The sequence below is a fragment of the Mesorhizobium sp. M7A.F.Ca.US.002.01.1.1 genome (assembly GCF_004022955.1).
GTDB lineage: Bacteria > Pseudomonadota > Alphaproteobacteria > Rhizobiales > Rhizobiaceae > Mesorhizobium > Mesorhizobium ciceri.
The window spans coordinates 1-8,380 of sequence record NZ_RZQE01000254.1; the positions used below are offsets into that span (position 1 = coordinate 1).

Consider the following 8,380-nt stretch of genomic DNA (forward strand, 5'->3'; position numbering starts at 1 on the left):
GATCTTGGTGATGCCGTCCTTGGCCGCCTCACCCGATGCCTCCCCGCTCAACGGGTCGGAAAGCTGGACGCTCTCGCCCGCTTCCTTGCCGACAAACACCAGGGAATCGGCCTTGCGGACATAGAGGTTGCCGTCGGCAAGTGCCGCAAGCGGCCGCTCCACCGCCGGGTCGCCAGCGGCTGCCAGTTCGTGGACGACGGCTCCGATCTCGGAAAAGCCCTTGGCCGTGGCGAATTTGGCGATGATGCCGCGCAGATCGGTTTCGCCAGCGCCCGATGACGACAGTGTCGCCAGCAGGAACAACAGCATCAAACCCGTGCGGATTAAGGTCATCGGTTTCTGGTAACCCCTGAAGGTTGAAGTGGGCGTCCGGACGGCGGAGGAAGCCGTCCGGACGCGCGCGGTCTGACTGGGTCAGCCCTGGGAGGGATCAGTTCGTGCCCTTGCCGCCGCACTTGCCGGTGGCAACATTAAAGTTGCCGCAGGACAGAGGCGCGCGCCAATCCGAGATCAGGTCCTTGGAATCAGGCAGATAGTCGGACCATTCGTCGCCCATCACCAGGCCCGGCGTGCGCGACACGGTCTCGAACTGGCCGTCGGCCTGGATTTCGCCGATCAGCACCGGCTTGGTGATGTGGTGGTTCGGCATCATCGTCGAATAGCCGCCGGTCAGGTTCGGCACCGACACGCCGATCATGGCGTCGATGACCTTGTCCGGATCGGTGGTGCCGGCCTTCTCGACCGCCTTCACCCACATGTTGAAGCCGATATAATGGGCCTCCATCGGGTCGTTGGTGGTGCGCTTGTCGTTCTTGATGAACTTGTGCCAGTCGGCGATGAACTTCTTGTTCTCGGGCGTATCGATGCTCTCGAAATAGTTCCAGGCGGCGAGATGGCCGACCAGCGGCGCGGTGTCGAGACCTGCAAGCTCTTCCTCGCCGACCGAGAAGGCCATGACCGGAATGTCCTCGGCCTTGATGCCCTGGTTGCCGAGTTCCTTGTAGAACGGCACGTTGGCGTCGCCGTTGACGGTCGAGACGACGGCGGTCTTCTTGCCGGCCGAACCGAACTTCTTGATCGCCGAAACCTCGGTCTGCCAGTCGGAGAAGCCGAACGGCGTGTAATTGACCATGATGTCTTCAGCCGCCACACCCTTGGCCTTCAGATAGGCCTCGAGGATCTTGTTGGTGGTGCGCGGATAGACGTAGTCGGTGCCTTCCAGCACCCAGCGCTTAACCGAACCGCCGTCCTCGCTCATCAGATAGTCGACCGCCGGGATCGCCTGCTGGTTCGGCGCCGCACCCGTGTAGAACACGTTGCGCTCGCTCTCCTCGCCCTCATACTGGACCGGATAGAACAGGATGTTGTCGAGTTCGGAGAACACCGGCAGCACCGATTTGCGCGACACCGAGGTCCAGCAGCCGAACACCGCCGCAACCTTGTCCTTGGAGATCAGTTCGCGCGCCTTTTCGGCAAACAGCGGCCAGTTGGAAGCCGGATCGACGACGACCGCCTCGAGCTTCTTGCCGAGCAGGCCGCCCTTGGCGTTCTGCTCGTCGATGAGCATCAGCATGGCGTCCTTCAGTGTCGTCTCCGAAATCGCCATGGTCCCCGAGAGCGAATGGAGAATGCCGACCTTGATCGTGTCGTCGGCGGCCTTGGCCGGAGCCGACATCAACAGGCCGGCGGCGACCGCACCAGCCGAAAACATTTTTGTTATTGTCGAGAAATTACCCCTCATATTACGGACTCCCAAGCTAGTTGATTGCACTGCAACACTACAATGCAACCCCCATGCCAACCGCTCCAGCGATCCCGAAAGGGTACAAATAGTTCATAGATATCAGCGCCTTGGATATAGCGGCTTCCAAAACAAAGAGAGCCGGCCAGAAATCGATTGAGGGAAATTTGCGCGCTTACACAGTTTTTGCCTAATTTTCGCTCATTCTCTGAGGCTGCCTAGATTTTGATCTCAATAGCGGCGCCTTGGGCGACCGATGTTGCGGCGCGGTGCAAAAATAGGGCAAGCTCGCTCTTCAAACGAGCGACGTCATGATTTCAGGGATTTCACGCTTTTTCATCGGCATACTGCTTCTGGCCGCAGCAACCGGAGCCGCGCGAGCCGATTTCAGCGATGGCAAGATGCCTGACGGCACCTATCATTGCGAAGTGTACCTGCTTGGCATGTTCCTCAGCCTCGGCGACATCACCATCAAGGGGAACGTCTACAGCGGCCCTGTCTACACCAGCCTCGGCGTCTTCGGCCCCGCTCAGCAAGGGTACAACTACCAAATGGATGCGAACGGCGTGATTTCCTGGCTGGGACCACTGGGCGGCTACACCGCCGGCGGCAACTCGCTGTCGCTGACCCAGGCGACGCTGGACGGCGAAACCGTGCCCTCCTTCGACATCATCATGAAGCAACCCGACGGCGCCTTCACCGCATCGACCTGCACCAAGCAATAAGGCGGCAAGAAAAAGGCGCGGAACCTTGCGGGTTCCGCGCCAGCAGTCCGTCGGGAGGATGTGACTAGATCGTCTTTGCCGACATCTGCGCGGCGATGTAGTCGGCCTGGCGGATCGCCAGCGACACGATCGTCAGGGTCGGGTTTTCAGCGGCCCCGGTAGTGAACTGGCTGCCGTCCGACACGAACAGGTTCTTGATGTCGTGCGCCTGGCCGTGCTTGTTGACGACCCCGTCTTCCGCTTTCTCGCTCATCCGGTTGGTGCCGAGATTGTGAGTCGACGGATAGGGTGGCGTCGGGAAGGTGCGGGTGGCGCCGACCGCATCGTAAAGTGCCGTAGCCTGTTTGTAGGCGTGGTTACGCATCGCCGTGTCGTTCGGATGGTCGTCGAAATGCACGTCGGCGATCGGCATGCCGTGCGCGTCCTTCTCGTCTGCATGCAGCGTGATGCGGTTCTCCGCGCGCGGCATGTCCTCACCGACGATCCACAGGCCGGCCATGTGGTCGTAGTGATCGAGTGCGGTGGTGAACGAGCGCCCCCAGGCGCCCGGATCGAGGAATGCGGCCATGAACGGCAGGCCGAGCGACAGCGTCTCGAACTCGTAGCCGCCCACGAACCCACGCGACGGATCATGCCGCGCCTCGTCGCGGATGATGCCGGCCATGGTGGTGCCGCGATACATATGCACCGGCCTGTCGAAGATGGCATAGACCGAGCCGGTGGTGTGGCGCATGTAGTTCTTGCCGACCTGGCCCGACGAGTTGGCAAGCCCATCGGGGAATTTTCCCGACGCCGAATTGAGCAGCAGCCTTGGGCTCTCGATCGAGTTGCCGGCAACCGCGACGATGCGCGCCTTCTGCTCCTGCAGCTTGCCGTCCTTGTCGGCGTAGACGACGCCGGTCACCTTTCCGCTGGCGTCGTGGTTGATCTTGATCGCCATGGCATTCGGCCTGACTTCGAGATGGCCTGTCGCCTCGCCCTTGGGGATCTCGGTGTAGAGCGTCGACCATTTGGCGCCCCATTTACAGCCCTGGAAGCAGAAGCCGGTTTGCTGGCAGGAATTACGATCGTCGCGATCGACCGAGTTGATGGCCATGTTGCCGGTGTGGCATTCCTTGTAGCCGAGCTTGTCGGCGCCGGCCTTCAACACCTTGAAATTGTTGTTGCCCGGCAGCCGCGGCCAGTCATTGGTGCCGGTGACGCCCATCTTGGCCTCGGCCTTGGCGTAGTAGGGCTCCATCTCGGCCAGCGTGATCGGCCAATCGAGCAGGTTGGCGCCTTCCAGTTTGCCATAGGTCGAGAGCGTCTTGAACTCGTGCTCCTGGAAGCGCAGCGAGGCTCCCGCCCAATGCGTGGTCGAACCGCCGACCGACTTGACGACCCAGGCCGGCAGGTTCGGAAAATCCTTTGCCACGCGCCAGTCGCCGGACGTGGTGCGCTTGTCGGTCCAGGCGAGCTGGGCGAACGAACCCCACTCGTCATTGACGAAATCCTCGTATTCGTGGCGCGCGCCGGCTTCCAGGATGACGACGTCGACACCCTTCTGGGCAAGTTCGTTGCCGAGCGTGCCGCCGCCGGCGCCCGAACCGATGATGACGACCACGCCGTCGTTGTTCAGATCAAATGAAGCTGCCATGGTTTCCTCCCATGATTTCTGTTTGCGGGTTCAGGAACGACGGGGCTCAGAGCCACTCGATGTCGTCGAAACCGCGCGCGATGTAGCCGCCCTTGGAATAGGACTCGCCCTCGTAGCCGAAGATCGGCCACACCTCTTTCTGGTTGTAGAGGCCGACCACAAGGCCGCCTCTGATGGCCTGGAAAAACGGCGTCGCCTCGATCTGCTTCAGCATCGCGACCCGCTGGTCCTCCCAGCCAAGGCCGCGATAGCCGCCGCCACCGGATTTCTTGTCGAGGTCGGCGATGCCATCCTCGAGCATCGCCTTGTAGGCGGCGTCCTTGCCGGCCTGCTCGTCATGACCTTTCACGGCAATGGCGTAGTATTTGTCCGGCACCTGATCGTGCGGATAGATGTCGCGCGCCATCTGGATCAGCGTCGCCATGGTTTCGGGCTTGAGTGCCGATGTCTCGAGCCCCCAGGCATGTTCAGGACTGATGACGGCGCTACCGGAGATGACGAGCAGCGCGCCGATGCCGCCGCGTTTGAGAAGCTCGCGACGTGAAAGCCCGGGCTTCGCGTCATAGATCGTGACCATTTTATTCCTCCCTGCTTGCTATGTGCACTGTTGAGAGTGCGTTTGCTGGCGCCGCACCTGCCGGCGCGACTGCTATGTCTCCTATTGGAAGCGACCTCCGCGCTGCAGAACCTCGATCTTGTAGCCGTCGGGGTCCTCGATGAAGAAAAAGCGGGCGATCAGCGATCCGTCGCGGTTGAACTCGACGATCTTCTTCGGATTCAGGCCAAGCGCACCGAGACGGTCATGTTCGCTGTCGAGGTCGGCGACGGAGACAGCGAAGTGACCGTAGCCGTCGCCGAGCCCGTAAGCTTCCTGCCGATCCTTGTTCACGGTCAGTTCGAGCTCGAACCCTGCCTCGGCATTGCTGAGGTAAAGGAGCGTGAACGTCTCGAAATCCAGCCTGTCGGCGACATTGAGCCCGAAGGCGTTTCTGTAGAAATCGACCGATCGGGTCTCGTCGAGAACCCGGATCATACTGTGGATCGCCTTGGCCAAATTAGTCTCCGCGCTGGTGTGGAGGCGATTATGCGCGGCGCGGACAAAAGGTGGTGGCAGCCGGTTACCACGCCCGCAGCCGCGAACGGGACGAAAGTCCGATTGCCGGACCGGCAATTTTGCCCGAGAATACGTGTGGGGACAGGTCAAGCAGTATCAAACTGCACGCCGTCCACCCAAGACCAACAATCATGGGAGGTTTGTCGGATGTGCAGGGTGTTTGCGGGCCAGGACCCCGAAGGCTATCGCCAGATCAACCGCTCGATTCGCATCGACGGTCACTCGACCAGCATCCAGCTCGAAGCGACGTTCTGGGCGTTGCTTGACGAGATCGCCGAAAACCAGAACCTGACGACGCCGAAATTCATCTCCAAGCTCTATGACGAAGCCATAGAGATCAACGGCGCCATCCCGAACTTTGCGTCGATGCTGCGCACCACCTGCGCGCTCTATCTGCGCGGCCATCGGCCGGGGATGGATGAGCAGATGGTGCCGAAGCGGCAGGCCGCTTAGCGCATTGCGCTCAGCTTAGTTCTTGCGCGAGCCCTATGAGAAGCCCTCCGGGCCCTCGAATGTAGCAGAGCCGATACACGTCTCTATACTGGACAACTTCGCCTTCGAGCCGCGCACCGCGATTGCGGAGCCTTTCAAGCGTCCCGTCAATGTCGTCCACGGCGAACATGACGCGGAGGTAGCCGAGGGCGTTAACCGGGGCGTTGCGGTGATCCGAGACGACAGGCGGCGTGAGGAAGCGGGACAGTTCGAGCCGGCTGTGGCCGTCCGGCGTCCGCATCATGGCAATCTCGACGCGTTGATCGCCCAGTCCAGTGACACGTCCGGCCCATTCTCCTTCGATCGTGGCCCGCCCTTCGAGCTCAAGGCCGAGCTCGCCAAAGAAACCAATCGTCTCTTCGAGGTCATCGACGACGATTCCTATGTTGTCCATCCGTTTGAGCGCCATGTGTTCAGTCTACAAGGCGTCGTCCAGGTCGTAAACTCATTAGGCTGCTTGCCAGCTGAGCAGGTATGATCAAGGGGTCCGAAACGCCTCGTGATACGTCGCGGTGGCGCCCTGGTGTCGACCACTACCTCGAACGCCAGCCGGTCTGTGGCTGTCCCTGATTCATGCCTGATGGCACGATGCTGTTTCTATCGGTCCAGTATCCGGCCGCGTATGCCAGGACGCTCTGCAAGAGGCGACGCTGCAGCCCAAGTTCCGGGCGAAAACCGGCTTCCAACAGCACAAGCAGACCTGGTCGACAGTAGACCAAACCCTCGCTAACGATTTTGTGATGTGGTTGACGAGGTCATTTTCATCTCGCAGTCTATCGGCATTCGATCTGCGGCTTAACCTAACTATCGTTGTCATGAATACTTGGGCATCACTTCCCAAGCGCGCTCTCTTATTTTTGAGATTCCTAATATGAACCGTCGCAACCCTGTCCGAATGAATCGGCGTCTTTTCCTGTCCTCGGTCGCAATGTTTACGGCAACCGCGACATCGGCCGGTTTTGCGCGATCGTTCTCGGGCACTTTGCCCTGGACGCCAATGGCATCCGATCCACCGACGCAGGTCGTGGCAGGCGGCTGGCACTTTTTCTCGGCCCAGGAAGCAGCCCTAGTCGAGGCGATCGTCGACCGCATCATTCCGGCCGACGAGCTCAGCATGGGCGGCAAGGAAGCCGGTTGCGCCGTCTATATCGACAGGCAGTTGATGGGGGCGTTCGGTGCGTCGAGCCGGCTTTACACGCAAGGCCCGTTTCTGCCTGGACTGCCCACCCAGGGCTATCAGGGCGAGGCCAATCCGGCGCAGCGTTACCGCACCGGGCTTGCCGCCATCGACGCTTTCCTGAAACAGCGGGACGGCAAGACATTCGTCGAGCTCGCACCGGCCGAACAGGATGCCTTCCTGACGGCTATGGAGGCCGGGAAGGTCGACCTGCCCAATGGCGTCAAGGGGCCGGGTTTCTTCGGGCTTCTGCTGCAGAACACCATGGAGGGGTTCTTTGCCGACCCCGTCTATGGCGGCAACAAGGACATGGTCTCGTGGCGCATGCTTGGTTTTCCAGGCGCCCGCTACGACTACCGCGACCATGTCAGCAAACACAATCAGCCATATCCGCAGCCGCCTGTCTCGATCATCGGGCGCCCCGAATGGCTCGGCAAAGGCGCCTGATCATGACCAAGATACTGCCTCGCAAAGACGTCGTGATCGTCGGCCTCGGCTGGACGGGATCCATTCTGGCCCACGAATTGACCGATCAGGGCCTGGACGTGGTGGCTATAGAACGCGGCCCCTGGCGCGATACGGCAACCGATTTCAACATCGGCTACGCGCAGGATGAGTTGCGCTACAGCATCCGGCGCGACCTCTTCCTGCAGCCCGCCTTGGAAACCATGACGGTGCGCAACGACCCGTCGCAGAAGGCGCTGCCGATGCGCGATTTCGGCTCCTTCCTCCCCGGCAACGGCGTCGGCGGCGCCGGCGTCCACTGGAACGGCCACACCTGGCGGTTCTGGGATTCAGACTTTCAGATAAAGACCAATCTGACCAAGAAATATGGTGCATCGAGAATCGCCGATCTCCAGGTCGAGGACTGGGGCGTGACCGGCGCGGAGATGGAGCCCTATTACGACCAGTTCGAGTATCTGGCAGGCATCTCGGGCAAGGCCGGCAATATCAAGGGGCAGTTGCAGGAAGGCGGCAATCCGTTCGAGGATCCAAGGTCGCGGGATTATCCGAACCCGCCGATGCAGATGACCTACGCGCCAACCCTGTTCGCCGAGGTCGGCCGGTCGATCGGCCTGCATCCCTTCCCGACCCCATCCGCCAACATGTCGCGGGCCTATGTCAACCCGCTCGGCATCGCCATGGGTCAATGCACCTATTGCGGATTCTGCGAACGCTTCGGCTGTGCCAACTATTCGAAGTCGAGCGCCCAGACCACCGTCCTTCCGGTGCTGATGAAGAAGTCCAATTTCGAAGTCCGCACCGACAGCGAGGTACTGCATGTCGATCTGGCTCCCGGAGGCAAGTCGGCGCGCGGCGTGACCTACGTCGATACCTCAGGCGAGGAGTACTTCCAGCCGGCCGATCTGGTGCTGCTGTGCGCCTACGGCCTGCACAATGCCCGGCTGATGATGCTGTCCGGCATCGGCAAGATCTACGACCCCGGCAGCGGCGAAGGAACGGTTGGGCGCAATTACTGCTACCAGACAAACGC

General features: G+C 61.0%; 9 protein-coding genes and 1 pseudogene. 4 read left to right on the forward strand and 6 right to left on the reverse strand.

Annotation, left to right across the window (positions count from 1 at the left end; translation table 11 throughout):
• Together EN932_RS22175 and urtA are read right to left on the reverse strand one after the other, a co-directional pair.
• A pseudogene (locus EN932_RS22175) lies at window positions 1-333 on the reverse strand (urea ABC transporter permease subunit UrtB); the annotation flags it as partial.
• 97 nt (window positions 334-430) lie between these two features.
• Window positions 431-1,741: an urea ABC transporter substrate-binding protein gene (urtA, locus tag EN932_RS22180; protein WP_013531849.1), complete on the reverse strand. Its 1,311-nt coding sequence runs from the start codon at window positions 1,739-1,741 to the stop codon at window positions 431-433.
• Between the two features lie 311 nt (window positions 1,742-2,052).
• Here urtA and EN932_RS22185 point away from each other — a divergent pair, with 311 nt between their 5' ends.
• The gene (locus EN932_RS22185; RefSeq protein WP_027161509.1) at window positions 2,053-2,466 is read left to right on the forward strand and encodes a hypothetical protein; all 414 of its coding nucleotides are present in this window, start codon (window positions 2,053-2,055) and stop codon (window positions 2,464-2,466) included.
• 64 nt (window positions 2,467-2,530) lie between these two features.
• Here EN932_RS22185 and EN932_RS22190 read toward each other — a convergent pair whose 3' ends face one another.
• From EN932_RS22190 to EN932_RS22200, 3 genes are all read right to left on the reverse strand, one after another.
• Window positions 2,531-4,102 carry a GMC family oxidoreductase gene (locus EN932_RS22190; protein ID WP_127385404.1) on the reverse strand — a complete coding sequence of 524 codons (1,572 nt, stop codon included), beginning with the start codon at window positions 4,100-4,102 and terminating at the stop codon, window positions 2,531-2,533.
• A 46-nt stretch (window positions 4,103-4,148) separates the two neighbouring features.
• Window positions 4,149-4,679 carry a hypothetical protein gene (locus EN932_RS22195; RefSeq protein WP_024503522.1) on the reverse strand — a complete coding sequence of 177 codons (531 nt, stop codon included), beginning with the start codon at window positions 4,677-4,679 and terminating at the stop codon, window positions 4,149-4,151.
• Window positions 4,680-4,760: 81 nt separating this feature from the next.
• Window positions 4,761-5,156 carry a VOC family protein gene (locus tag EN932_RS22200; RefSeq protein WP_027161507.1) on the reverse strand — a complete coding sequence of 132 codons (396 nt, stop codon included), beginning with the start codon at window positions 5,154-5,156 and terminating at the stop codon, window positions 4,761-4,763.
• Window positions 5,157-5,363: 207 nt separating this feature from the next.
• Here EN932_RS22200 and EN932_RS22205 point away from each other — a divergent pair, with 207 nt between their 5' ends.
• Window positions 5,364-5,669 carry a ribbon-helix-helix domain-containing protein gene (locus EN932_RS22205; RefSeq protein WP_063167926.1) on the forward strand — a complete coding sequence of 102 codons (306 nt, stop codon included), beginning with the start codon at window positions 5,364-5,366 and terminating at the stop codon, window positions 5,667-5,669.
• A 10-nt stretch (window positions 5,670-5,679) separates the two neighbouring features.
• Here EN932_RS22205 and EN932_RS22210 read toward each other — a convergent pair whose 3' ends face one another.
• On the reverse strand, window positions 5,680-6,117 hold the full coding sequence (locus EN932_RS22210; protein ID WP_024503525.1) for a VOC family protein: 438 nt from the start codon (window positions 6,115-6,117) through the stop codon (window positions 5,680-5,682).
• 588 nt (window positions 6,118-6,705) lie between these two features.
• Between EN932_RS22210 and EN932_RS22215 the strand changes: the two genes are divergently transcribed.
• Entirely contained in the window at window positions 6,706-7,332 is a 627-nt protein-coding gene (locus EN932_RS22215) for a gluconate 2-dehydrogenase subunit 3 family protein (protein ID WP_224619294.1), read from the forward strand.
• Between the two features lie 2 nt (window positions 7,333-7,334).
• Window positions 7,335-8,380 (forward strand): GMC family oxidoreductase (locus EN932_RS22220; protein WP_164890569.1); only part of this gene is annotated, 1,046 nt, incomplete at its 3' end.